21 protein-coding genes are annotated in these 23,129 nt (G+C 72.6%); 9 read left to right on the top strand and 12 right to left on the bottom strand.

Annotated features, from left to right (window positions below):
* The first annotated feature begins 109 nt into the window (after window positions 1-109).
* Window positions 110-982 carry a DUF3097 domain-containing protein gene (locus tag K415_RS0115135; RefSeq protein ID WP_024287887.1) on the top strand — a complete coding sequence of 291 codons (873 nt, stop codon included), beginning with the start codon at window positions 110-112 and terminating at the stop codon, window positions 980-982.
* Between the two features lie 359 nt (window positions 983-1,341).
* Complete coding sequence (locus tag K415_RS0115130) at window positions 1,342-1,665, top strand: DUF4870 domain-containing protein (RefSeq protein WP_029663888.1); 324 nt, start codon at window positions 1,342-1,344, stop codon at window positions 1,663-1,665.
* 114 nt (window positions 1,666-1,779) lie between these two features.
* Here K415_RS0115130 and hemW read toward each other — a convergent pair whose 3' ends face one another.
* Window positions 1,780-3,024, bottom strand: coding sequence for a radical SAM family heme chaperone HemW (hemW, locus tag K415_RS0115125; protein WP_024287885.1), 1,245 nt, complete (start codon window positions 3,022-3,024; stop codon window positions 1,780-1,782).
* 152 nt (window positions 3,025-3,176) lie between these two features.
* Between hemW and K415_RS0115120 the strand changes: the two genes are divergently transcribed.
* Both K415_RS0115120 and K415_RS0115115 read left to right on the top strand, forming a co-directional pair.
* Window positions 3,177-3,596, top strand: a complete 420-nt coding sequence (locus K415_RS0115120; RefSeq protein WP_024287884.1) for a MerR family transcriptional regulator — start codon at window positions 3,177-3,179, stop codon at window positions 3,594-3,596.
* A complete protein-coding gene (locus tag K415_RS0115115; protein ID WP_024287883.1) occupies window positions 3,593-4,603 on the top strand; it encodes an aldo/keto reductase in 1,011 nt (336 codons plus the stop codon). The genes K415_RS0115120 and K415_RS0115115 overlap by 4 nt, the downstream gene beginning before the upstream one ends.
* A 52-nt stretch (window positions 4,604-4,655) precedes the next feature.
* Here the strand turns inward: K415_RS0115115 and lepA are convergent, their stop codons facing one another.
* Window positions 4,656-6,545 (bottom strand): translation elongation factor 4, encoded by a 1,890-nt coding sequence (gene lepA, locus K415_RS0115110; RefSeq protein ID WP_024287882.1) that lies wholly within the window; start codon window positions 6,543-6,545, stop codon window positions 4,656-4,658.
* A 260-nt stretch (window positions 6,546-6,805) separates the two neighbouring features.
* On the opposite strand from lepA, the gene K415_RS0115105 reads away from it, so the two are divergent.
* The 4 genes from K415_RS0115105 to K415_RS0115090 all read left to right on the top strand — a co-directional run bounded on the left by K415_RS0115105 (window position 6,806) and on the right by K415_RS0115090 (window position 8,951).
* Window positions 6,806-7,045: a dodecin family protein gene (locus K415_RS0115105; RefSeq protein ID WP_024287881.1), complete on the top strand. Its 240-nt coding sequence runs from the start codon at window positions 6,806-6,808 to the stop codon at window positions 7,043-7,045.
* A gap of 24 nt (window positions 7,046-7,069) precedes the next feature.
* Window positions 7,070-7,594: a type II toxin-antitoxin system PemK/MazF family toxin gene (locus tag K415_RS0115100; protein WP_024287880.1), complete on the top strand. Its 525-nt coding sequence runs from the start codon at window positions 7,070-7,072 to the stop codon at window positions 7,592-7,594.
* Window positions 7,595-7,804: 210 nt separating this feature from the next.
* Window positions 7,805-8,065, top strand: coding sequence for a 30S ribosomal protein S20 (gene rpsT / locus K415_RS0115095; protein WP_024287879.1), 261 nt, complete (start codon window positions 7,805-7,807; stop codon window positions 8,063-8,065).
* A gap of 205 nt (window positions 8,066-8,270) precedes the next feature.
* Window positions 8,271-8,951 carry an EAL domain-containing protein gene (locus tag K415_RS0115090; protein ID WP_231494912.1) on the top strand — a complete coding sequence of 227 codons (681 nt, stop codon included), beginning with the start codon at window positions 8,271-8,273 and terminating at the stop codon, window positions 8,949-8,951.
* 67 nt (window positions 8,952-9,018) lie between these two features.
* Here the strand turns inward: K415_RS0115090 and K415_RS0115085 are convergent, their stop codons facing one another.
* The 8 genes from K415_RS0115085 to K415_RS0115050 form a co-directional block, all read right to left on the bottom strand.
* Window positions 9,019-10,383, bottom strand: coding sequence for a helix-turn-helix domain-containing protein (locus tag K415_RS0115085; protein ID WP_024287877.1), 1,365 nt, complete (start codon window positions 10,381-10,383; stop codon window positions 9,019-9,021).
* A 130-nt stretch (window positions 10,384-10,513) separates the two neighbouring features.
* Window positions 10,514-10,642: a hypothetical protein gene (locus K415_RS24930; protein ID WP_255347148.1), complete on the bottom strand. Its 129-nt coding sequence runs from the start codon at window positions 10,640-10,642 to the stop codon at window positions 10,514-10,516.
* 362 nt (window positions 10,643-11,004) lie between these two features.
* Window positions 11,005-12,006: a DNA polymerase III subunit delta gene (gene holA, locus K415_RS0115075; protein ID WP_024287876.1), complete on the bottom strand. Its 1,002-nt coding sequence runs from the start codon at window positions 12,004-12,006 to the stop codon at window positions 11,005-11,007.
* Window positions 12,007-12,105: 99 nt separating this feature from the next.
* Window positions 12,106-14,610, bottom strand: a complete 2,505-nt coding sequence (locus tag K415_RS0115070) for a ComEC/Rec2 family competence protein (protein ID WP_081785253.1) — start codon at window positions 14,608-14,610, stop codon at window positions 12,106-12,108.
* Window positions 14,603-15,694, bottom strand: coding sequence for a ComEA family DNA-binding protein (locus tag K415_RS23605; protein ID WP_024287874.1), 1,092 nt, complete (start codon window positions 15,692-15,694; stop codon window positions 14,603-14,605). The genes K415_RS0115070 and K415_RS23605 overlap by 8 nt, the downstream gene beginning before the upstream one ends.
* A 140-nt stretch (window positions 15,695-15,834) precedes the next feature.
* Entirely contained in the window at window positions 15,835-16,695 is an 861-nt protein-coding gene (locus K415_RS0115060) for a DegV family protein (RefSeq protein ID WP_024287873.1), read from the bottom strand.
* A gap of 2 nt (window positions 16,696-16,697) precedes the next feature.
* Complete coding sequence (gene leuS / locus K415_RS0115055) at window positions 16,698-19,646, bottom strand: leucine--tRNA ligase (protein WP_369795236.1); 2,949 nt, start codon at window positions 19,644-19,646, stop codon at window positions 16,698-16,700.
* Between the two features lie 81 nt (window positions 19,647-19,727).
* On the bottom strand, window positions 19,728-20,828 hold the full coding sequence (locus K415_RS0115050; RefSeq protein WP_024287871.1) for an acyl-CoA desaturase: 1,101 nt from the start codon (window positions 20,826-20,828) through the stop codon (window positions 19,728-19,730).
* Window positions 20,829-21,042: 214 nt separating this feature from the next.
* On the opposite strand from K415_RS0115050, the gene K415_RS22945 reads away from it, so the two are divergent.
* Window positions 21,043-21,633, top strand: a complete 591-nt coding sequence (locus K415_RS22945; protein ID WP_051480602.1) for a helicase HerA-like domain-containing protein — start codon at window positions 21,043-21,045, stop codon at window positions 21,631-21,633.
* On the opposite strand, the gene K415_RS0115040 is transcribed toward K415_RS22945, so the two are convergent.
* Complete coding sequence (locus K415_RS0115040) at window positions 21,549-22,298, bottom strand: YceI family protein (RefSeq protein ID WP_024287868.1); 750 nt, start codon at window positions 22,296-22,298, stop codon at window positions 21,549-21,551. The two genes, K415_RS22945 and K415_RS0115040, sit on opposite strands and share 85 nt — an antisense overlap.
* Complete coding sequence (locus tag K415_RS0115035) at window positions 22,295-22,951, bottom strand: copper resistance CopC family protein (RefSeq protein WP_024287867.1); 657 nt, start codon at window positions 22,949-22,951, stop codon at window positions 22,295-22,297. Before K415_RS0115035 ends, K415_RS0115040 begins: the two co-directional genes overlap by 4 nt.
* Window positions 22,952-23,129 lie beyond the last annotated feature (178 nt).

Below are 23,129 nucleotides of genomic sequence, written 5' to 3'. Positions count from 1 at the left end.
CTAATCCTACCCGTGCCTGGCGCGGCGCCCCAGATGTGCGCGACGACCGCTGGCATCATCGGGGCGCGACGAAGGGCCGACGACGGGCCGACGAAGGGCAGGACGGCGGATGAGCCAGGACAGATACGGCAACGACGTGCTGCGCGACCCGGGCGGCCACCGACCACGGCACCCCACGTCACGACCGCAGGTCGCGCAGGACGGGCTGGTCGTCGAGGAGGTCACCACCGGCTGGGTCGGGGCCGTCGTGCGGGTCGAGAAGTCCGGCGGCATGCACGTCGTCGTGCTCGAGGACCGCAAGGGACGCACCCGGACCTTCCCCCTCGGGCCGGGCTTCTGGGTCGACGGCCGGCCGGTCGAGCTCACCGCCCCGGCGGGGCCCGGCGCGCCGGCGCCACCGACCCGGACGGCGTCCGGCTCGGTGGCGGTGCACGGCGCGCGGGCCCGGGTGGCACGCGGCAGCCGGATCTGGGTCGAGGGCAAGCACGACGCCGAGCTGGTCGAGAAGGTCTGGGGCGACGACCTGCGGGTCGAGGGTGTCGTGGTCGAGCTGCTGGACGGCGTCGACAACCTCACCGAGGCGGTCCGGGACTTCGCGCCCGGGCGCGACCGGCGGCTGGGCGTCCTCGTCGACCACCTCGTGCCGGGCTCCAAGGAGTCCCGGATCGCCGCGGACGCGGTGCGGTCCGCGCGGCCCGGGACGGTGCGCGTGCTCGGTCACCCCTACGTCGACGTCTGGCAGGCGGTGCGGCCCGAGCGGCTCGGCCTGGCCCGATGGCCGACGATCGAGCGCGACACGGAGTGGAAGCGCGGGATCCTGCGCGAGCTCGACTGGCCTGCTGCGACCCAGACCGACGTCGCGCGCGCCTGGCAGCGGATCCTGGCCACCGTGCGCGACTACCGAGACCTCGAACCCGCCCTCCTGGGTCGGATGGAAGAGCTGATCGACTTCGTGACCGTGGAAGATCCCCCCACGGTCTGAGCGGCTTCGCTAGTGTTTCGAGTGCACGGTGGTCCCGCCGATCGGCGAGTCCCCTCTGTGCATCAGGCCGGTGCACGGTCTTTGTCCCGTACCCCTTCTCGATTGAGCTGGTGAAGTGACATGACGACCACTCCCGACGAGCCCCAGGTCCCGAGCGGCGACCCGGCCGACGCGACCCCTCCGCCGCAGGCCCCGCCGGCCCCGCCGGCCCCCCGCCCGCGTACGGCGCCACACCGCCGCCGCCGGCCTACGGCGCCGCGCCTCCCCCGGCCTACGGCGCAACACCGCCGCCCGGCTACACCCCCCCGCCCGGGGGCTACGCACCGCAGCCCGCCTACGCGGCCGCACCCGGCGCACCCCTGAGCGACTCGGACCAGCGACTGTGGGCGACGCTGTCGCACGTCGGCGGCATCCTCTTCTGGTTCGTGCCGTCGCTCGTCATCTGGCTCGTCTTCAAGGGCCGAGGCCAGTTCGTCGAGGAACAGGCCAAGGAGGCGCTCAACTTCCAGATCCTGCTGACGATCGCCTACGTCGTCGGCTGGATCACGAGCTTCATCGGCATCGGGATCCTCATCCTGGTGGCTGTCGGCATCGGCGGGCTCGTCTTCATGATCTTGGCTGGTATCGCCGCCAACAAGGGCGTGGCGTACCGCTACCCCATCACCCTGCGCCTTATCAAGTGAGTCGCTGAGCACACGCTGAACGTCCGGAGGGCCGGTGACCACCAGGTCACCGGCCCCCCGTCGTTGCGCCCGCCTGTGTCAGGGGCATGGGTCCGACGGCTCCCAGGCGTGGCGTCAGTCGGTGAGGGAGCGGACGACGGTGTCCGCGAGGAGGCGGCCGCGGCCGGTGAGGACCGCGCGGCCACGCACCGCCGCGACGCCGTCGAGCAGACCGTCCGCGACGAGGCCGGCCACAGCCGTCCGGCCGCGCGGCGAGAGCTCGTCGAGGTCCAGGCCCTGGCGGATCCGCACGCCGAGCAGTACGCGCTCCAGGCGGACGTCGGCCGCACCCAGCAGCTCGCGCGCCGCGGCGGGGCTCCGGCCGGCGACGAGCCGATCGGCGTAGGCGCGCGGGTGCTTGACGTTCCACCACCGCACCGCCCGGTCCCCGGCACCCAGGTGGGAGTGCGCCCCCGGGCCGATCCCCCACCAGTCCACGCCACGCCAGTAGGCGAGGTTGTGCCGGCACGCGTCATCGGGCGTGCGAGCCCAGTTGCTGACCTCGTACCACTGCAGCCCGGCCGCGGAGAGCAGGTCGTCGGCGATCTCGTACTTCGTCGCCTCGTCGTCCGGGTCCGGCATGGGCAGCACGCCACGTCGCACCTGGGCGGCCATCTTGGTGCCCTCCTCGACGACGAGGGCATAGGACGAGACGTGGTCGACGCCGCAGGCCAGGGCGGCCTCGACCGAGCGCTGCCAGTCGGCGACGGACTCGCCGGGCGTGCCGTAGATCAGGTCGAGGGAGACCGCGAGACCGGCGTCGCGGGCCCACCGCACGACGTCGGGGATGCGGGCCGGATCGTGCGTCCGCTCGAGGGTGGCCAGCACGTGCGGGACCGCCGACTGCATGCCGAAGGACACCCGGGTGAAGCCTGCACCTGCGAGGGCCGCGAGGGACGCGGGCGTCACCGAGTCGGGATTGGCCTCCGTCGTGACCTCGGCGTCGGGTGCCAGCCCCCAGGTGGTCCGCACGGCGTCGAGCATCCGCGCCAGGTCGCCGGCCGGCAGCACCGTCGGTGTGCCACCACCGACGAAGACGGTGCCCACCGGACGGCCACCGCGCCCGACGTCGTCCAGGACGCGCGCCGCCAGGGCGATCTCCCGCAGCGCGGTGTCCGCGTACGCAGCCTGGCTGGCCCCGCCACCGAGCTCGGTCGCGGTGTAGGTGTTGAAGTCGCAGTAGCCGCACCGCACCGTGCAGAACGGCACGTGGATGTACACGCCGAAGCCCTGCTCCGACGGCGGCGACTGGCCGACCCAGTCCGGCAGGGCGCCGTCGTCGGGCACCGGCACACCGTCCGGGAGAGCGCTGGGGACCATCCGGCTCAGCCGGCGGGTGCGGTCATGACGGACATGGGCTCCATCGTCGCACCCCGCCCGGTGCGAGATGGCGACCGGCAGACGTCGAGCCAGGTGCTGACATCGGGCCAGATCTTGACTTCGAGTGCACTCGAACTCCTACGGTCGGGGGCATGACCACCGTTCTCGGCCAGGGCTGCAGCATCGAGGAGGCCGCCGAGCGCACCGGCGTCTCCGCGCACACCCTGCGGTACTACGAGCGCATCGGGCTGCTGGCGCCGGTTCCCCGCGGGCCCGGCGGGCACCGCCGGTTCAGCGACGCGGACCTCGGGGCCGTCGGCTTCCTCACGCTGCTGCGCCAGACCGGCATGCCGATCCGTGACATGCAGCGGTTCATCGAGCTGACCAGAGCGGGTGACGCAACAGTCCCCGGCCGCGTGGCGGTGCTCACCGGGCACCGCGAGCAGCTCGTCGCCCGCCTGGAGCTCATGCAGCAGCACCTCCACGCCCTGGACCACAAGATCGCCGTCTACCGGACCATGCTCGGGACCGCACCCGCGGGCATCGGACGGACCACACAGGAGAGCACATGAGGACGATCGAGCTGGGCACCACCGGTGAGCACGTGAGCCGGATCGCGCTCGGCGCCATGGGGATGGGCGCAGCGGCGGGCGAGGAGCCGTCGTTCGCCCTGCTCGACCGGTTCATCGCCGACGGTGGCACCTTCGTCGACACGGCGGACTGCTACGCATGGTGGGGCGCCCAGGGCACCAACGGCGGGCAGAGCGAGGAGCTCCTCGGTCGTTGGCTGCGCCGATCGGGCGCGCGGGACACAGTGTTCCTGGCCACCAAGGGCACGGCTCGGCTCACCGACCCAGGTCGCGTGTGGCCGGCGGGCAGCCAGGATCCGGACTGGGACCTGGCGCGGCAGACCTTCGTGGGCGCCGGCTCGACCAGCCTGCGCGAGTCCCTCGAAGGAAGCCTCCGGCGGCTGGGCACGGACCGCATCGACCTGTACTACGTCCACGTCGACGACCGGACGACCCCGCTCGAGGAGACCCTGGAGACGCTCGCGTCCTTCGTCACGGAGGGCAAGGTCCGCTACCTCGGCTGGTCCAACGTGCACACCTGGCGGCTCGAGCGCATCCGTGGCCTCTGCCTGCGCAACGGATGGCCGATGCCGGTGGCGCTGCAGCAGCAGCACAGCTACCTGCAGCGGCGCGTCGGTCTCGTCAACGCCTCGATCGTCGACGACGAGCAGCTCGACTACCTCCGGTCCCACCGCGACCTGACCCTCGTCGCGTACTCCCCCGTGCTCAAGGGCCTCTACGACACCCCGGCGGAGCAGCGCGAGCAGCTGTGGACCTACGAGCCGTACGCCGGGGAACCGGCCCGCGCCCGCCTGGCCGCCGTCGACCAGGTGGCCGGGGAGCTCGGCGTGCGGCCGAGCCAGGTGGTTCTCGCGTGGCTGCTGGCCCAGGACTCACCGCAGGTCGTCCCCCTGATCGGCACCACGCGGCTGCAGCGGTACGAGGAGGCCCTGGCGGCGCTGGACATCACGCTGGACCCGCACCAGCTCGCAACTCTGGACGGCGCCTGAGCCGGGGCGCTCGGGCCTGGCGGACCGGGACGGCTCCGGGGCCCGACGACGCCTACTTCTTGGCCTTGCCGTCCTTGCCGCCGGTGGTGTCGGTGGACAGCGCGGCGATGAAGGCCTCCTGCGGGACCTCGACCCGCCCGATGGTCTTCATCCGCTTCTTGCCCTCCTTCTGCTTCTCGAGCAGCTTGCGCTTGCGGCTGATGTCTCCGCCGTAGCACTTGGCGAGCACGTCCTTGCGCATCGCACGAACCGTCTCGCGGGCGATCACCCGGGCACCGACGGCGGCCTGGATCGGCACCTCGAACTGTTGGCGCGGGATCAGCTCGCGGAGCTTGCCGACCATCATCACGCCGTACGCGTAGGCCTTGTCCTTGTGCACGATGGCGCTGAACGCGTCCACCTGCTCGCCCTGCAGCAGGATGTCGACCTTGACCAGGTCGGCTGCGACCTCACCGGACGGCTCGTAGTCGAGCGAGGCGTAGCCCCGGGTCTTGGACTTCAGCTGGTCGAAGAAGTCGAAGACGATCTCGGCGAGCGGCAGGGTGTACCGCAGCTCGACCCGCTCCGCGGACAGGTAGTCCATGCCGAGCAGGTCGCCCCGGCGGATCTGGCACAGCTCCATGACCGAGCCGATGAACTCGCTCGGGCACAGGATCGTCGCCTTGACCACCGGCTCGCGCACCTCGCCGATCTTGCCGCCCGGGAACTCGCTCGGGTTGGTGACGGTGATCACCGTGCGATCCTCGAGCGTCACCTCGTACACGACGTTGGGGGCCGTGGAGATCAGGTCGAGGTCGAACTCACGCTCGAGCCGCTCGCGCACGATCTCCAGGTGCAGCAGGCCGAGGAACCCGACCCGGAAGCCGAAGCCCAGCGCCACCGACGTCTCGGGCTCATAGACGAGGGCGGCGTCGTTGAGCTTGAGCCGGTCGAGGGCGTCGCGCAGCACCGGGTAGTCCGTGCCGTCGATGGGGTACAGCCCGGAGAAGACCATCGGCCGGGGGTCGTGGTACTCCGCCAGGGCCGCTGCCGCCGGCTTGCTCGCGTTGGTCACCGTGTCGCCGACCTTGGACTGGCGCACGTCCTTGACGCCGGTGATCAGGTAGCCGACCTCACCGACGCCGAGGCCGTCGGTGGGGTTCGGCTCCGGTGAGATCACGCCGATCTCCAGGAGCTCGTGGGTCGCCCGGGTCGACATCATCACGATCTTCTCGCGCGGGCTCAGGTGCCCGTCGACGACGCGGACGTACGTCACCACACCCCGGTACGTGTCGTAGACCGAGTCGAAGATGATCGCGCGCGCCGGTGCGTCGGCGCTGCCCTGCGGCGCCGGGACGACGTCCACGATCCGGTCGAGCAGCTCCAGGACGCCCGCACCCGTCTTGCCCGAGACCCGCAGGATGTCCGCCGGGTCGCCCCCGAGGAGGCCGGCGATCTCCTCGGCGTACTTCTCCGGCTGGGCGGCCGGCAGGTCGATCTTGTTCAGGACGGGGATGATCGCGAGGTCGTTCTCCATCGCCAGGTAGAGGTTGGCGAGCGTCTGCGCCTCGATGCCCTGTGCGGCGTCGACGAGCAGGACCGCGCCCTCGCATGCGGCGAGGGACCGCGAGACCTCATAGGTGAAGTCGACGTGACCTGGCGTGTCGATCATGTTGAGCGCGTACGGCGTCATCGTCCCGTCCGGCGCCTGCACTGCCCACGGCATCCGGACCGCCTGGGACTTGATGGTGATGCCGCGCTCGCGCTCGATGTCCATCCGGTCCAGGTACTGCGCCCGCATCGCGCGGTCGTCCACGACGCCGGTCAGCTGCAGCATGCGGTCGGCCAGGGTCGACTTGCCGTGGTCGATGTGGGCGATGATGCAGAAGTTGCGCAACAGCTCCGGCGGCGTGCCGGCGGGCTGGATGCGCTTGTTCAGCGCCGTGCTGGGGATCGGGGACACAGACAGGGTGCTCCGGGACTCGAGGGGCGGGCGGGTCTCACTGCGGCCGAGCCACGAACGCAGGGTCTGCCCTGGTGCGGGTGGCGCGCCCACCATGGTCCCACGACCCGTGCACCGCGCGACCACCGGCGACCGCGCCCCGCCGCCGACGGCTGGGCGCCGGACCGACCTGGGCCCCGCACGTGTCCGTCGGCTCACCCGACGGTCGAGCACCGCGAGGACGTTCCGGTTGCGGGCCGGGTCGGCTCGCACGACGCTGGGTGTTCCGTGCACACCTCGACGAGGAGGACCAGACGATGGCATCCGTCGCCCGCATCACCCACATCAGCTCCCGCTCCGAGACCAGCTTCGAGGACGCCGTCCGTGGCGGCGTCGAGCGCGCCGCCCAGACGCTGCGCAACGTCTCGGGAGCGTGGGTCAAGGAGCAGAAGGTCGAGGTCACCGACGGCCGGATCACCTCCTTCCAGGTCGTCCTCGAGGTCACCTTCGTCCTGGACTGAGGCGCCACCGCTAGCCTGGCGCGGGTGAGCACCTCCTCCCTCGTCGCCCGGCTGCTCGGGGCTACGGTCCGCGGTCTGTCCGGGGTCACCGCGAAGGATCGGCGCGGGTCGTCCGGCGACGGGCGTGCCAGCAAGGCGAAGCCGGTCGGCCGTGCTGCTGCCGCCGGCTACCCGGGCGACTTCACCGGTGTCGTCCATCCGGTCTACGCGCCGCATCGGGACGGTTCACCGGACCCGGGCGAGATCGTCTGGACCTGGGTCCCCTACGAGGAGGACGCCACCCGCGGCAAGGACCGGCCGGTCCTCCTCGTGGGGCACGACGGGGACTGGCTGCTCGGTCTCATCCTGAGCAGCCGGGACCACGACGCCCAGCCCGCCCGTAACGGCGAGACCTGGATCGACCTCGGCGTGGGCGACTGGGACTCCCGGCGCCGGCCGAGCGAGGTCCGCCTCGACCGGATCCTGCGGCTGGACCCGGCGGCGGTCCGACGGGAGGGTTCCGTCCTCGACCGCACCCGGTTCGCGATGATCTCCGACCGGCTCGGATGACGGCGCAGAACCCGTCGTCGGGCCGCCTGCCAGGCGCGGAATCGCCCCTGGCAGCGGTCTGCTGATAACATCCGAGTTCGCGTGTCCGCCCAGGTCGGCGGGCACAACCCCAGCTCCTCTCCGCGGGTGTCCCCACGCCCCAGTCCCGGAGCTGGACGCGCCCTCTAGACCTGTCAGATCGCTTCGGCGAACGCACAAGAGAGTCCACACGTGGCGAACATCAAGTCCCAGATCAAGCGCATCCGCACCAACGAGCTGGCGCGCGTCCGCAACAAGGCCGTCAAGTCCGAGCTCAAGACGCACGTGCGTCGGGTTCGCGAGGCCGTCGCCGCAGGCGACAAGGACGCGGCGAGCGAGGCACTGCGCAGCGCATCGACAAAGATCGACAAGGCAGTGAGCAAGGGCGTCATCCACGCCAACCAGGCTGCGAACCGCAAGTCGGCCCTCGCGAAGCAGGTCAGCGCGCTCTGAGCGCACCTCGCAGCAGGTCCGCGAGAAGTCGACGGCGTCACACGCGTCATGCGGTGGCGCCGTCGGTGTCTCATCAGCCGCGCAGAGCCCTGCGTCCCTGACTCCTGGCCCGACGGTCGTCGACGGCGCCTTCTCGCACCCCGCCACCGGGATCAGCCCGCGCCGCTTCGTCGGTAGGCAGGGGATCTTCACCGAGAGCGGTGACGTGCACGGCTACGAGTTCCTGTACCGAGCCGGCCGCGAGCACACCCTGCGGGTCGACCGCTGGTCGGCCGCGGCACAGGATCGCGCGACGCTCCGGGTGCTCGAAGCGACCTTCAGCGGGACCGGCGTGCAGTCGGTCGCCGCCCACGCGCTGGTCTTCGTGAGCCTCACACGGTCGCTCCTGGTCTCCGACCTCCCCGTTCCGCCCCGGCCCGGGCACCTCGTGATCGAGGTCGTCGAGTCCGTCCGCGCGGACGCGGCCGTCGTCCGTGGTGTCGCGACCCTCCGTGCCCAAGGCTTCCGGATCGCGATCGACGACTTCGTCGGGCTCGACAGCCAGCTCCCGCTCCTGCCCTACGCCGACTACGTCACGATCGACCGGCGGGACCTCGTCCGTGGGCCGGCTCTGGTCGACCTGGCCAGGACGTACGGCGCGACACTGGTCGCGGAGCGGATCGAGACCGCTGCCGAGTGGGAGCGCTGCCGCGCCCTCGGCTTCGACCTCTTCCAGGGCAACCACCTCGAGGCGACGCAGGTCCTGAACCGCACACCGATCATGAGCCGTCGACCCGTCGCACGCTCCTGGACCCCCAAGACGGTGGGGGGGACGACGTCGTCGGCAAGGACGGCGGCGAGCACAGCTGCGACGATCCCGTCGCCGCGCGCGCCCGTGGCCCGCTGAACCCGACCTTCCAGCGCTGGCGCCCCCTGCTCGCCAGCCCCGGTCGTCGCGCTCAGCCGAGCGCCGTTCAGGAGTCCGACGCCTCCCAGGACTCGAGCGTCTCCGCGAAGCCCGCAGTGACCGCCTGCGGGGCGATCACCGGGAAGGTCGTCGGACGGATCCCGGCCTCCCGCAGAGCGGTCTCGTAGGCCTTGGCTGCCCCGGCGGTGTCGCCCTGCTCGATCATCCGATCGGCGAGCGATCGCCAGACGGACGCTGCCTGGCGACCCGCCGACATCATGGCGAGCCGGTCGGCGGCCCAGCTGTACGCGGCCTTGGCGCCCTCGACGTCGCCGAGCGCCGCCAGCGCGTCGCCCAGCACGATCTGGCCGTCGCACGCGTCGTAGCCGCCGGTATCACCCAGGTGCGCGAGACCCTCGCGGGCGAGCTCCTCGGCCCGGTGCGGGTCGCCGAGCATGAGGTACGCCCGCCCCGACTCGTACGAGCAGCGCGCGAGCTCGTTCTCCGAGCCGACGTACTCGAGGTCCTTGGCGGCGTGACCCAGCTGCTCGAGCGCAGCGACGGGGTCGGGCGGGGCGCTGCGCAGCAGCAACCAGCCGTAGTGCAGGCGAAGTCGCGGGAGGTCCCGGCTGGCTGCACCCTCGCTGAGGTACGCCAGAGCGCGTTCGGTCAGCCGTCGCGCCTCGGCGAACTCGCCACGACCCTCGGCGATCATCGCCGCGTTCCAGTAGATGCTGCCGCGACCTCGCATCGAGCCCTTGGACTCGGCGAGCTCGATCAGCTCCGCGACCCGGTGCGTCGCGAAGAGCAGGTCGCCCCGCTCGTAGTAGGACCACAGGATGGTCGACGCCAGGCGAAGGTGCTCGTCGGTCGCCGCGATCCCGTCCTTCTCGATCTCGGCGAGCACCTGCTCACCGAGCTCGATGCTGTGCGAGACGTCGCCGGCCTCGTGATAGGACGCCACGAGGTCGCTGGCCAGGGCGGCCGCCTCGAGCGACCGGCCGTGCGAGCGGGCGTCGGCGAGCAGCGGCTCGAGCACGGCGACGGACTCCTCGAGGTCGCCGAGCGCCTCATGGGCCTGCGCGAGGGCACGCAGGGCCTCCGCGTGGTGCCGGGGCGCCACGGTCGAGAGGTCGAGCGCGAGCAGCCGGTCGCGGGCCTCGGCAGCCGCGCCGTTCGCCAGGGCGAGCCGCGCGAAGCCGATCTCCATCCGCGCGCGCTCCTCGCTCGGCGCCTTGTCGCCGTGCCGCAGGTAGTCGGCGGTGGTGCCGACCCGCGCGGCGAGGATCTTCAGCGCACCGTCCGTCGGCACGCGACGCCCGGCCTCGATCAGCGAGATGTAGCTGGGCGAGAAGTCGTCACCTGCCAGCGCGGTCTGCGAGAGGCCGGCACGGGTTCGTTCGGCCCGAAGGCGATCCGAGAGTTCTGTCACAGTCGGTCATCCTATCCTTGACAACCAGGTACCGGCAGGGGGTGGAGCCATCCGATCGGGTGAAAGGGTCGGCAGGGCCGCCGACGACGACGGCCCCGACCAGACCTGGCGGGCGACTGCTCGACCTATCTCACACGGCGGTACGGCAGCAGCCGGTGCCACCGAGCGTCGTGGCCCCGCCGGCGCCGAGCGGGAGGCCGGCGACGGCAAGTCCGAGGGTCAGGATGGCGGCGGCGAGAGCCTTGACGGTGCGGTTCATGATGATCTCCTCATTGCTGGGGGTTGGTCGCTGTCACGATCACTATGACACGATACGAGCAGGTTCGCCACGAGCGCACGGCCATCTGTCCATGGTCTTTGCCCAGGTCAGCGGCACATTTAACACATTCTTCGCAATCCGCGCCGGCATCGTCGGCGCTCGCCCCGCTCCTGGCCGACAGCGCCGCCCGGACCCGCCCGGTCTGTCACAGCCGGATTGACTCTCGGGGGTCGTCGTCGGGCTCGAGACGGCCGGTCGACGGGGCTGGTCGACGGGCGGTCGCCGGCATCGTGACGGCCGGTCGACGGGCTGGTCGACGGACGGGCACGGGGCGGACGCCAGGGCGGGTGGCCGACGTTCGGTCAGCGACCTGAGGCGGCCGCGACACGTAGGACGGCCCGCTCGACGGCGAAGACCGGGTCGCGACCGGCGCCCTTGACCTCGGCGTCGGCCTGAGCGACGGCGACGATGGCCGAGGCGAGCGACTCCGGCGTCCAGCTGTGGAGCTCACGGCGGGCCCGGTCCACCTGCCACGGCGCCAGCCCGAGGTCACGCACCGGGTCCAGCCCGCGCCCACGTGCGGCGGCGACCTTGGCGAGGCTCCGCAGCTTGGCTGCGAGGGCTGCGACGATCGGGACCGGGTCCGAGCCGGTGGCCAGCGCATGCCGCAAGAGGGCGACCGCCTGGCCCGCGTTCCCCTCGACCGCTGCATCGGCCACCCGGAAGCCGCTCGCCTCGACCCGGCCCGCGTAGTAGCGGGTCACGACATCCAGCGAGATCCTGCCGGCAGTGTCCGCGACCAGCTGGAGACACGCGGCTGCGAGCTCGCGCAGGTCGGCACCGCACGCCTCGACGAGGGCACGAAGGGCGTCCGGCTCGGCCTTGCGGCCGCTGCGGCTCAGCTCCGCGACCGCGAAGGCGTACTTGTCGGCATCCCGCTTCACGGGCTCACAGGACACCACGACCGCCCCGGCGGCCCGGACGGCGTCGAGGGTCTTCTTCCCGCGCACCCCTCCCCCGTGCTGCAGCACCAGCACGACGTCGGGCGACGGCTCGTCGACGTAGGCGACGACATCGGCCAGCGCCTGCTCCGTCCCGGTGTTCAGGTCCGTGAGCACGACGACTCGTGCCTCGCCGAAGAGTGAAGGGCTGGTCGCGACCCGGAGCCGACCTGCCTCGTAGGCGGCGCCCTCGAGCCGCGTGACCTCCACAGCAGGATCCGCCTGCCGTGCCTGGGCGATGAGCCGCTCGACGGCCCGCTCGGCGAGCAGCGCCTCGGTCCCGGTGATGAGCACGAGGGGGGCGGGTTCGACCTGGTCCCAGCTCGTCGTCATGCCGGCCGGGCGTCGAGGAGCTGGAGGCATGAGCACAGCCTGCCACGGCGGTCCGTCAGGCGCGGACGCGTCAGAGCGTGACCCAGAGCCGGGCGCAGAGCTTGGCGCGGCGCCAGGCGCGGCACCACGTCACCCGAGGCACCGTGCGGTGACCCGCAGCCTGCCCCCACCGAGCTCGCCCGAGACCCCGATGTCTCCGCAGACGTGGGTGCTCAGGACGACGGAGCCCGCCGAGCGGTACAGGTCGATCGTGGACGCGGCCGGGTGCCCGTACGTGTTGTCGGCGCCCGCACTGACCAGCGCCAACGGGGCGCCGAGCCAGTCGGCCAGCTCCTCGGACTGGTTGGCCGAGCCGTGGTGTGCGACCTTGACCACGTCGGGCGGCTCGACCATCGACTGCTGGAGGCCGATCAGCAGGGCATCCTGGGCTGTCGGCTCGACGTCGCCGAGCGCCAGCACCGTCAGGTCCGGCGCCTCGAGCAGCACGACGACGCTGGCGTCGTTGATCTCCTGTCCCGTCGCGTCCTGGACCGGGCCGCCGGGGGCACGATCGGGCCACAGGACCGTCCAGCGGACCTCCCCCGCCTGACCCGAGCCACCCGTCAGGCCGAGCTCGGTCGGCACACCAGCCGCGCCGAGGGCACCTTCGGCCCGGCTCACCTGACCGGCCGGTGCCCGGAACGGGCTGACGACGGCCCGGGCGACCTGACGACCGCCGAGCACCGCATCGAGGCCGCCGACGTGGTCGGCGTGGAAGTGCGTGAGGATCAGCAGGTCGATCCGATCGATCCCCAGCGTCTCCAGGCAGTCGTCGGCCGCCCGCCCGTCCGGACCCACGTCGATCACGACGGCGGCGCTCGGCCCCGACCGCACCACCAGGGTGTCGCCCTGGCCCACGTCGCACAGCGCTGCCCGCCAGTCCGGCGGTGGCCAGCCGTCCGGCAGGACGCCGAGCACCCGGGCACGGACCTCCGGTACCAGCAGGAGGGCCAGGCACAGAGCCGCTGCCAGCACGAGTCGCCGCCTCCCGCTCGGCACCCGGTGGGCACCGAGCACCAGTACGAGGGCTGCCGCGGTCAGCCCGAGGAGCAGGACCAGCCCGGCCGGCCCCGCCGGCCAGCCGTGCCGCGCACCCGGCAACCCGGCACCGAACCGTGCGACCTCGGCGATCCACCAGGTCGCCCAGCCCGCCCCGTGTGCCAGGACACCGGCCAGCCCTGGGAACCCCGGCGCCGTGAGCGTCGCCGCGACGCCCAGCAGCGTCGCGGGCAGCAGGGCCGGAGCGGCGACGAGGTTGGCCGGCACCGCGTAGACCGAGACGGCAGGGTCGAGCAGGACGATGACAGGAGCGCACACCGCCTGCGCCGCGGCCGGCACCGCCACCGCGACCGCGAGCCACCGCGGGACCAGTCGGCCGAGGGCCTCGGCGAGCGGCGGTGCGAGCAGGACGATCGCACCGGTCGCCAGCACCGACAGGACGAACCCGAAGGACCGGGCCAGCCACGGGTCCAGTACGAGCAGCAGGACCACGGCACCACCGAGGGCCGGTGCAGCGCGCGAGGGCCGTCCGATCAGCAGACCGAGGGCGGCCAGGGCACCCATCGCCGCGGCACGGACGACGCTCGGCTCGGGGTGGACGAGCAGGACGAAGCCCGCCATCACCAGCACGGAGACGAGCGCACGGAGCGGACGCGGCAGCCGCAGGAGGGAGGTCAGGAGGAGCACGCTGAGCGACAGCACGGCGAAGTGCCCACCGGAGACTGCCGTGACGTGGGTGAGGCTCACGTCCCGCATGGCCTGGTCCAGGTCCGCGGGCAGGCGTGAGGTGTCCCCGATGGCCGCTCCCGGAACCAGACCGCGGGCGTCCGGCGCCAGGTCGTCCGTGACCTCGAGGAGCGCAGACCGGAGGCGCGTGACCGCTCGATCGACCGCACCGGCCCGATCGAGCACCCGGACGTCCCCCGACGTGCTGATCAGACCACGCAGCTCACCACCGTCGACCGTCCCGAGGCGGCCCGAGACCCGGACACGGGTGCCGTACGGGACATCGGTCCACTGAGGTCCGCCGAGGACGAGGAGTCCTGCTCCGGCGCCGCCGGTGCGACCTCGTCCGGTCACCTGCTCGACGGCGACGACCGTCCGGTAGCGCCTCGAGTCGTCGGACGCCGAACCGTCGTCGGTGGCCGGGTCGGCGTCCGCAGCGGTCCCGACCGGCAGGTCCGGGTCCGGCCACGGGTCGGGTACCGGGACGACCTCGGCCCGCACGACGCCCACGACCTCGACGACGGCCCGAGCCGCGACGAGCTCGCCCAGCAGACCGCCCTGCCGCAGGTGCAGCTGGACCGCGCACGAGGTGGTCACCGCGATCACGGCAGCCAACGTCAGCCATGCGGTCCCGAGTGCCGTACCTCCTGCTTTCCACGAACCCGCCCGGTCCGATCGCACCAGGTCGCTGCGGCGCCGCGCGGACCATCGGGCCGCCGACGCCAGGGCAGCGACCACCACGCCCGTGAGCGTCACTCCGAGGATGGCGACGTCTCGCGCGTCGGCACCGACCGCGATCGCGCAGCAGACCCACGACGCCAGCGCGGCGGGTACCAGTCGGAGGTCGGTGACCGAGGGCGCGTCAGGCACGGACGAGGTCACGCAGGCCGGCCAGGACCGCTGGGCCGATCCCGGTCACCTCGCCCAGCTCCTCGACCGAGGTGAAGCGACCGTTGTCCGTTCGCCAGTCAACGATCCGCTGCGCGAGCACCGGACCGATCCCCGGCAGGGCGTCGAGCGCGGCGACGTCAGCACCGTTGAGGTCGATCGGGCCACCGTGCGCGGCCGTCGCGCCCGGGACCACCGGTGGTGGCTCACCGGGCCGCGGCACGAGGACCTGCTCGCCGTCGGCGAGCACCCGGGCGAGGTTGAGGGCGGCGAGGTCCGCCTCGGGCCCGGCACCGCCGGCGGCCTCGATCGCGTCGGCGACCCGTGAACCTCCGGGCAGCGTGACGACCCCCGGCAGCGCGACCTGCCCCACCACGTGGACGACGACCGCGCCGTCGTCGGTCGTCGTCGTCCCGCCTGGCTCGCCCGCCACACCGGGCGACCCGGCAGCGGTGACCTCACCGTCGGCGCTGCTCCCGGTGCCGTCCGGCCCGGTCCGCACGACGGCCGACGGGACCTGGTCGAGCGTCCTGACCACGACGAACCCGGTGACCACTGCGAGCACGAGGGCGGAGGCGAGCGCCACCCGGCCCCGCGTCGCCCACCGCACGCTCCCCGGACCGGTGTCGACGGCCGGGTGATCGAGCGGGTGACCGTGTGCCGCGGAGTACGCCGTGAGCGCCGAGGCGAGGGCCCGCCGGCGGATCTCCGAGGCCTGCGAGGTCGGCTCGGCACCGTCACCCGGGGCGACCGGCCACGGCGCGTTGGGACCACCGGCCGGCGGAGCCGGGACCCAGCCCTGGCGCATCGGCCAGGACGCCTCCGGATCGGCGTCCGCGAACCCGTCGGCGTCCGCGAACCCGTCGGCGTCCGCGAACCCGTCGGCGTCCGCGAACCCGCCGACGCCCCCGACCGCACCGAGCCCGGTGCCGTCATCCGCCACGTCCGCGGCGCCGACGATCGTCGACGACCGCTGCGCCGGCCCACGGCTCAGGCCCGGTCCGGCCCGCACCGCGATCCGGTCGAGGCGTGCCCTGGTCTCCGCCCGAGCCCCGTCTGCTGCCACACCGGGACGCTAGGACCGGCGCCGCGAGCGCTCGGGCGAGGGTTCGGGGTCGCTGTGACAGGGCAGCCCGATCGAGGGCCTGTGTGCGAACCTGCCCGGTGGTCCGAGCAGGGCCCGCGCCCGAGCGGCCCGCGCGCGCCTCAGGCGTCGGCGGCGACCACGGCGAGCAGGCCGGGACCGACGTGCGCTCCCACGACGGCACTGATCTCGGCCACGTGCACGGAGCGCAGGCCCGCGCCGCAGGTCGCCGTGAGCCGTTCGGCGAATGCCGCAGCGACCTCCGGCTGACCCAGGTGGTGCACCGCGAGGTCGAAGCGGTCGCGACGTGCGACGTCGGCCACGATGAGCTCGACGATCCGCTCCCGCGCGCGGCCGGCGGTACGCGCCTTCTCGATCACGTCGAGCCGGCCGTTGCGCACGCCGAGAACGGGCCGAAGCCCCAGCAGGGTGCCGAACGCCGCGGCGACGGGTCCGAGCCGTCCGCCCCGTCGCAGGTGCTCGAGCGAGTCGACGGCGAACAGGACAGTGCTGCCGGCAGCCCGTGCCAGCGCGGCGCGAGCGGCCGCGTCGCCGTCGGCTCCCGCGGACCTTGCAGCGGCGAGCACCGCGAAGCCGAGGGCCATCCCGACCGTCCGCGAGTCCACGACGTGCACCGGGACCCCCGCGCTCTGGGCCGCGAGCTCCGCCGCGGTCACCGTCCCGGAGAGCTCACCGGACAGGTGCACCGAGACGATCGCGCGGGCCCCACGTGCCGCGACCCGCGCATAGACCCGCGCGAACGCCTCCGGCCCCGGCTGGGACGTCGTGACGGTCGCCCCGCTGCGCAACACCTCGACCAGCCGCGCCGGGCTCAGGTCGACACCCTCGCGGTACGCGACCCCGTCCACGACGACCTGCAGCGGCACGACGACGACGTCCGCCGCCTCGACCAGCGCGGCGGGCAGCGACGCGGTCGAGTCGGTGACGACGGCGAGCTCGCGCCGCTCGCGGGCCGAGGGCACGATCAGACCGGAACCACGTTGACGAGCCTCGGTGCCCGCACGATGACGGTCCGGATCGCCCGGCCGTCGAGCGCCCGCTGCACACCCGCGGTGGCGAGCGCCTGCTCGCGCAGCTCGTCCTCGCCGATCCCTGGCGGGACCTCGAGGCGGTCACGCACCTTGCCCTGGACCTGCACGATGCACGTCACGGTGTCCTCGACCAGGAAGGCCGGGTCCGCCACTGGGTACGGCTCGCGGATGAGGCTCTCGGCGTGGCCGAGCCGCTCCCACAGCTCCTCGGCGATGTGCGGGGCGATCGGCGCGACCAGGAGCACGATCTGCTCGGCCACCGTGCGCGGCACCTCGGTCAAGGAGGTCAGGTGGTTGTTCAGGACGATCAGCCGGGCGATCGCGGTGTTGAACCGCATCCCGTCCAGCTCGGTGCGGACGTCCGCGATGGTCCGGTGCAGCAGCCGGGTGGTGTCGAGGTCGGCCTCGGTGTCCACGACCGTCACGGCGCCCGTGATCTCGTCGACGACGTTGCGCCACAGCCGCTGCAGGAACCGTTGCGAGCCGACGACGGCGCGGGTGTCCCACGGCCGTGAGATGTCCAGCGGACCCATCGACATCTCGTACGCCCGAAACGTGTCGGCCCCGTACGCCTCGTAGATCTCGTCCGGGGTCACGCTGTTCTTCAGCGACTTGCCGATCTTCCCGTACTCCCGGAAGACCTCCTGACCCTGCCACGTGTGGCCGCTCGCCACCGAGGCGTCCTCGACGACCTCGGCGGCCGGCACGTACTGGCCCCGCACGTCGGCGTAGGCGTACGCCTGGATGTAGCCCTGGTTGAAGAGCTTGCGGAAGGGCTCGACACCCGAGACGTGGCCCAGGTCGTACAGGACCTTGTGCCAGAACCGCGCGTACAGCAGGTGCAGGACGGCGTGCTCGACCCCGCCGACGTACAGGTCGACCCCGCCGCTCGCGCCGGCCGTGGCGTTGTGGTCGGGGGCCAGCCAGTACTGCTCGAGCTCGTCGTCGACCAGGACGTCGCGGCGGGTCGGGTCGAGGTAGTTCAGGTAGTACCAGCAGGACCCCGCCCAGTTGGGCATCGTGTTGGTGTCCCGGCGGTAGGTGCGCGGTCCGTCGCCGAGGTCGAGCGTGACATGGACCCAGTCCTCGTTCCGGCCGAGCGGCGGTTCGGGGGTCGAGTGCGCGTCGTCCGCAGCGAAGGTCCGCGGGGCGTAGTCGGGCACGTCCGGCAGGTCCACCGGCAGCAGCGCGTCGGGCAGCGCGAGCGGCAGGTCGTGCTCGTCGTAGACGATCGGGAAGGGCTCGCCCCAGTACCGCTGCCGGCTGAACAGCCAGTCGCGCAGCCGGTAGGTGACGGAGCCCGTCCCGAAGCCCTTCTGCTCGAGCCAGGCGGTCATCGTCGACTTGGCCTCGGCGACCCCCAGGCCGTCCAGGCTGATCTCGGCGTTCGCCGAGTTGATCGCGGGTCCCTCGCCGACGAAGGCGTCGCCGTCGAAGTCCGCCGGCGGCTGGACTGTCCGCACGATGGGCAGCTCGAACTCCGTCGCGAAGTCCCAGTCGCGCGTGTCCTGGCCGGGTACTGCCATGATCGCGCCGGTGCCGTAGCCCATCAGCACGTAGTCGGCCGTGAAGACCGGCACGAGGTCGCCGTTGGCCGGGTTCGTTGCCAGGTGCCCGGTGAAGACGCCCGTCTTGCGGCCGGCGTCGGCCTGCCGCTCGATCGCGGACTTCGCGGCGGACTCGACGCGATAGGCAGCAACGGCGGCGAGCGGGGTGCGGTGGCCCCCGGTCCAGCTCCGGTGTGTCCCGTCGGGCCACTGCGCGGGGACCTCGTCCAGCAGCGGGTGCTCGGGAGCGACGACGACGAAGGTCGCACCGAACAGGGTGTCCGGCCGGGTCGTGAAGACCTCGATGTCGTTGCCGCCGATGACGTCGAACCGGACCTGGGCGCCCTCCGACCGGCCGATCCAGTTGCGCTGCATCGCGCGGACCTTCTCCGGCCAGTCGATCATGTCCAGGTCGTCGGCCAGCCGGTCGGCGTACGCGGTGATCCGGAGGTTCCACTGGCGCAGGTTGCGCTTGAAGACCGGGAAGTTGCCGCGTTCGGAGCGGCCGTCGACAGTGACCTCCTCGTTCGCCAGGACCGTGCCCAGACCGGGGCACCAGTTCACCGGCGTCTCGGAGACGTAGGCCAGACGCTGCGGGTCGATCAGCCGGCGGCGTTCGACGGCGTCGAGATCCGCCCATGAGCGTCCCGCGTCGACCAGGTCCGCAGGAAGGTCGCGTGTGGCGTCCTCGTAGGCCGCGACCAGCTCGCTGACGGGTCGCGCACGGCCGGTGCCGCCGTCCGGACGCGGCGCGGACTCGTCGTACCAGGAGCTGAAGAGCTGCAGGAAGATCCACTGCGTCCAGCGGACGTACTGCGAGTCCGTCGTGGCGAAGCTGCGCCGCGGGTCATGGGCCAGCCCGAGACGCCGCAGCTGCTGCCGCATGGTCGCGATGTTCGCCTCGGTCGTGGCGCGCGGGTGCTGGCCGGTCTGGACGGCGTACTGCTCGGCGGGCAGACCGAACGCGTCGTACCCGAGGGCGTGCAGGACGTTGTCCCCGCACATCCGCCGGTAGCGGCCGACGACGTCGGTGGCGATGTACCCCAGGGGGTGGCCGACGTGCAGGCCCGACCCGGACGGGTACGGGAACATGTCCATGATGAAGAAGGACGGGGTCGTCGGGTCGGCGTGCCGACCGTTCGCGTCGGTCAGCGGGCCGGACGGGTTGGCGGCGTAGAACGTGCCTCGCTCGTCCCAGCGGTCCTGCCACCGCGACTCGAGCTCAGCGGCGAGCGCAGCGGTGTACCGGTACGGCGTGGCGCGATCGTCCGACGGGGTCGTCGCGGCGGCCGGGTCCGAAGGGATGGGGGCGGCTGGGCTGTCCTTCGTCTGCACCGGATCAGGCTACCGTCGGCCGCCTCCGGCACCGGCCACCTTCCGGTGCCCGCACGCCGGACGACCGGCCGTGCACACCGGTCAACGCGCCGAGCGGTACTCCAGGGTCAGCGGGCACTGGAACGGGTCGCGGGCGGCGAGACCGACCCGGTTGAGGTAGCGGATGACGATGCCGTAGGACTTGAGCATCGTGGTCTCGCTGTAGGCGATGCCGCGGCTCGCGCAGAACTCGCGGACGATCGGCTGCACGCGGCGAAGGTGGGGCCGCGCCATGTTCGGGAACAGGTGGTGCTCGATCTGGTAGTTCAGGCCACCCATGAACTCGTCGATGACCCGGCCGCCCTTGACGTTGCGGCTCATCAGGACCTGCCGCCGCAGGAAGTCGATCTTGGCGTCCTTCGGCACGATCGGCATGCCCTTGTGGTTCGGGGCGAAGACAGCACCCATGTAGAGGCCGAAGAGCGCGAGCTGGACGCCGAGGAAGGCGAAGGCCATGCCGACGGGGAGCACCCAGAAGACCAGGGCGAGGTAGCCGCCGAGGCGCAGGGTCACGAACACCATCTCGACCGGACGACGCTTGACCTCACCGCGCCCGAAGATCGTCTTGACCCCGGAGACGTGCAGGTTCAGGCCTTCGAGGAGGAGCAGCGGGAAGAACAGCCAGCCCTGGCGCTCGGCGAACCACGCGGCCATGCCGGTGCGCGCCTCGGGCAGGTCCTCGGTGGTGAACACGAGCGCACCGGAGTCGATGTCCGGGTCGGCGCCGACCTGGTTCGGCTTGGCGTGGTGCCGGCTGTGCTTGTGGTTCCACCAGCCGTAGCTCATGCCCGCGTACAGGTTGGCGATGACCAGGCTCGCCCAGTCGTTCCAGCGCCCCGACCGGAAGATCTGCCGGTGTGCGGCGTCGTGACCGAGGAACATGACCTGGCCGAGGACGAGCGAGAGGACGGCGGCGAGGGCCAGCTGCCACCACGAGTCCCCGATGAGCACGAACGCCACGCCGATGCCCGCCAGCAGGAGGGTCAGGACGACGAAGCGCGTCCAGTAGTACCCGTACCGCCGTCGCATGAGGCCGGCCTCCTGGACGGTCCTGGTCAGCGCGGTGAACTCGCTGACCTGCCGCTCTCGAGGCGACATCGGGGCCTCGGGTGCGTTCTCGTACGGCGTGGTGGCAACGTCCATGCGGTGTGCGTCCAGTCTCTCGGGGCGGTCTGTCTGAGTCGTGCCGATGACGCTGTGACGCTGTGACACTGGGACACGGCAGCACACGTGGTCCCACGGGTCCGCTCCATGGGTGTGGTATGGCGGCGGACCTACGCAAGCGTAACCTGCTGGGCCGGAAACCGACAGGCCGACCGCCTGCGCGCGCACCTGTCGTGCTCACTAGGCTCAGGCCATGACGCAGCAGTTCGGCGTACCGGGCCCTGGCGGCACACCCGACGAGGCAGGTGCAGCAGCAGCAGCAGCGCAGGCTCGCGCGGAGGCGGCGGAGGCCAGGGCAGCGGCCGCCCAGGCGGTCGCCGAGGCGGCCGAGGCCCGTGCCGTGGCACTCGAGGCGAAGGCAGCGGCAGCAGCGGCAGGCGGCGGCGCCGGCCCCACCGCCGCACCGGCGACGACCGCGTCGGAGATCGCGGGCACCCCGGCCTCGGCGTCGGTCCCGGTTGCCGTCGCACCGTCGCAGTGGTCCGAGACGGTGCGTGCGGCCTACGCCTTCGCGGACGGCTCGCTCCCCCTCGGCGCACTCGTCGAGGACGGCACGGCGTCCCCCGACGCCCAGGTCGGTCTGCCGCTGGCCATGATGAACCGGCACGGTCTGGTGGCCGGCGCGACCGGCACCGGCAAGACCAAGACCCTCCAGGTGATGACCGAGGGCCTCTCGTCGGCCGGCCGGGGCCGGTCGGGTCAGCGGGTCAGGACGAGCAGGAACTCGATGGAGCCGGCAGGCTCGACGGTCACGAAGCCCAGGTCCGGCGCGGCCAACCCGTAGGTCTCGAGGTCGACCGGGACCTGGCCGACGACCTCGACCCCGGCGAGCGTCCGCTGAACCTCGAGGTCCACCGTCACCGCCTGGCTGATGCCGTGGAAGGTCAGGGTGCCCGGCGCGGTCACCGTGACCGGGCCGTCGGCCGAGCCGACCTCCGCGACGTCGACCGGCTCGCTGAGCAGGAACGTAGCGTCCGCGTACGTGGAGGTGTCCAGCGCTCGCCGGAAGTAGGCGTCCCGTGCGGACTCGTCGGTGGCGATCGACCCGGTGTCGACGACGAGCTCCGCCTGGGTCAGCGCCCCGTCCTCGACGACCATCGTCCCGGTCACCTGCTCGGTGCGACCTGTCACGGTCACCGCCGCACCCGAGAGCACCTCGCCGAGCCGGTAGCCGGCCTCCGAGCCTGCGCCGATCTGCCACGTGCCGTTGACATCGATCGGCGGCGGCACCTCGTCGGCCTGGGCGGCGCCGGTCGGGTCGCCGGGCTCGGCCGTCGGCGTGCTCAGCGCCAGCGGGTCGCGGGCCTCCGGGGCGATCACCTTGGCGTACAGCCACGGTCCCCCGACGATCAGCGCGACCGCCACGACGAGCGCCACCAACGTCCGGATCAGCCACCGCCGGCGGTGCTCGGGCGGGAGGTCACCGGATCGCGGCGCGACGGCGCTCATCGGCGGGCCTCCCCTCGGCGCTGCGCGACCAGACCCGCGACGACGGCCGCTGCGACCACTGCCGTGCCGGCGAGGAGCCAGCTGCTCGTCGAGGGACGCAGGCGTGACCGGTCGTCGTCGGCCACCGGGGTCGGGGTTGCCGTGCCCGGCTCGTCGGCGCGCGGTTCCGTGCTGGGCTCGGCGCTGGGTTCCGTGCTGGACTCGGTGCCGGACACGTCCGTGCCCGGCTCGTCGGTGCTCGCCGGTGCGGCGGAGGGCTCCGGCGTCGGTGCAGCCTCGGGTGCCTCGATGCTGAACCCGAGCTCTCCGCTGATGGGGTGGCCGTCGGCGGAGACCGACCGCCACACGACCTGGAAGGCGCCGGACGGCATCGACTGCGCGAGCGGCTGGGTCACGGTGGGGCCGGACACCGCAGGCTCACCTGCCGTCCACCGGCTGCCGTCGGTGCCGGTCACCTCGACGACTGCTCCCACCTCGAGCTGGTCGGCCGTGAACGTCAGGACGACCTGCTGCGGCGCGACGGTCAGCACGGCGCCGTCGGCGGGGTCGCTCCCGACGAGCGCGTCGTGCGCGTCGGCGGCGGTGGACCCGGGGCCGAGCACGATCACGAGAGCAGCGAGGGCAGACGCACCGAGGGTCGCGAACCTGCGCACGGCTCTCGTCGCCGTCGGACGAGTGCCGTGTGGTCGACGGCCTGGGTCGGACGGGCGGTGCTGCACAGCGCTCCTCTCTCGGGTCTGCCCCCGCCGGGGGCGGCCGACGCCGGACCACCCGGGCGCCGTCGAGGCAGACAGCCGCACTACCGTACGCCGCGCCGGGCCGCCGGTGTGA

The organism is Cellulomonas sp. KRMCY2 (assembly GCF_000526515.1).
GTDB lineage: Bacteria > Actinomycetota > Actinomycetes > Actinomycetales > Cellulomonadaceae > Actinotalea.
This window is presented reverse-complemented; position numbering and strand designations above follow the sequence as displayed.

What these genes read in the sequence shown, in the direction of transcription:
- K415_RS0115135 (WP_024287887.1), top strand. Translation starts at nt 110, where the DNA reads ATGAGCCAGGACAGATACGGCAACGACGTGCTGCGCGACCCGGGCGGC.
- hemW (WP_024287885.1), bottom strand. Translation starts at nt 3,024, where the DNA reads ATGGTCCCCAGCGCTCTCCCGGACGGTGTGCCGGTGCCCGACGACGGC.
- K415_RS0115120 (WP_024287884.1), top strand. Translation starts at nt 3,177, where the DNA reads ATGACCACCGTTCTCGGCCAGGGCTGCAGCATCGAGGAGGCCGCCGAG.
- K415_RS0115115 (WP_024287883.1), top strand. Translation starts at nt 3,593, where the DNA reads ATGAGGACGATCGAGCTGGGCACCACCGGTGAGCACGTGAGCCGGATC.
- K415_RS24930 (WP_255347148.1), bottom strand. Translation starts at nt 10,642, where the DNA reads ATGAACCGCACCGTCAAGGCTCTCGCCGCCGCCATCCTGACCCTCGGA.
- holA (WP_024287876.1), bottom strand. Translation starts at nt 12,006, where the DNA reads ATGCCTCCAGCTCCTCGACGCCCGGCCGGCATGACGACGAGCTGGGAC.
- K415_RS0115050 (WP_024287871.1), bottom strand. Translation starts at nt 20,828, where the DNA reads ATGGACGTTGCCACCACGCCGTACGAGAACGCACCCGAGGCCCCGATG.
- K415_RS22945 (WP_051480602.1), top strand. Translation starts at nt 21,043, where the DNA reads ATGACGCAGCAGTTCGGCGTACCGGGCCCTGGCGGCACACCCGACGAG.
- K415_RS0115040 (WP_024287868.1), bottom strand. Translation starts at nt 22,298, where the DNA reads ATGAGCGCCGTCGCGCCGCGATCCGGTGACCTCCCGCCCGAGCACCGC.